Raw genomic sequence first — 1,124 nt, forward strand, 5'->3', positions numbered from 1 at the left:
TACTCGTGTTGCTCTTCTTACTCACTACCTGGACTGCTTCCTCCGGGACCCATCCGTCCCAGTATCAGGCTGTCCAGCTCAGAGGGGGAACTTCAGTCCCGAACTGGACACGGCCGCCGGACACATCCGCGATTTTGGCGAGATACTCACAGCCCGCCTTGGCACCAGGCTTCCCACCTGGATCGACGCAGTAGACGCCAGCCAACTACCCGGCCTCACCGGCTTCGCACTCCACCTGCTCCGAGACCTCGACGCCGTGACAGCCGGCCTCACCGTGGAATGGAGTTCCGGCAGTATCGAAGGCGCCGTGAACCGCATCAAGAAGATCAAAAGGCAGCTCTACGGCCGAGCCGGATTCGAACTCCTACGCAAGATGATCTTGCTTCAGTAGTGCATCGCCCGGGTGCTGGATCGCCGCTTCCCAGCCCCTTGAGATCAGAGTTCGGTCGTCCAGATTCCGACAGGATGGTCACTCGGAGGCAGCCACAACTGAGGCTGTGACTCGCGATGCCTCTCGTCAGCCTGCTCATCCCAGTGGAAACGGCCCTCGGCATCAGGCCACGCGACTTGCAGCACGGGGAGAGGCGGCCGCCGGTAGAACCCGATGGCCTGCCCGAAGAAGGTCCGGTACCAGCCGCGATCAACCTGCCTGAGCGCGACTCGATGACCAGCGACAACATCAGGATGGCTCTGGCCGTCCGCCAGCGCTCCACCCGCGGCGGACTTCTCTCCGAGCGTGTTGAGCATGCAGTGCATGGCGTGGACATCGAGCCCGAACATGGCCAGTTCAGGTCCGCCGTGAGTGTGCGCGAGGCCGATCGTGTAGGCGAAACCAGGACCGATCTCGTCTTCGGGAACCATCACGACGTGCCATCCGTGCTGCTGCACATGCTCGATGACCGTCAGATCCATGCGGTCCGCTTCGTCGCGGTCGCCGTAGTCATGGCAGAGGACACAGCGGCACTGGAACAGATCATCAGTCATGTGCGGAGGGTACGAGGTGAGCGTTCACGTCGAGCAACCGGGGTTTCCCTTCCTGACAGTCTCGGCTGAGGCACCCGGCACCTCGGGTTAGCCTGGATGGGCGAGACAGGAGCAACCCCGGCATGGCCAGTACCACCGAC

The 1,124-nt window shown here is 62.6% G+C and carries 2 protein-coding genes; one reads left to right on the plus strand and one right to left on the minus strand.

The window, feature by feature from the left end; genetic code table 11:
• The coding region (locus tag AB0N06_RS38965) for a transposase (RefSeq protein WP_366139388.1) at positions 1-391 on the plus strand (391 nt) is incomplete at its 5' end.
• Between the two features lie 44 nt (positions 392-435).
• On the opposite strand, the gene AB0N06_RS38970 is transcribed toward AB0N06_RS38965, so the two are convergent.
• Positions 436-984, minus strand: coding sequence for a DUF4262 domain-containing protein (locus AB0N06_RS38970; RefSeq protein WP_366139389.1), 549 nt, complete (start codon positions 982-984; stop codon positions 436-438).
• Positions 985-1,124 lie beyond the last annotated feature (140 nt).

The organism is Streptomyces sp. NPDC051020 (genome assembly GCF_040683105.1).
In the GTDB taxonomy this organism is placed as follows: domain Bacteria; phylum Actinomycetota; class Actinomycetes; order Streptomycetales; family Streptomycetaceae; genus Streptomyces.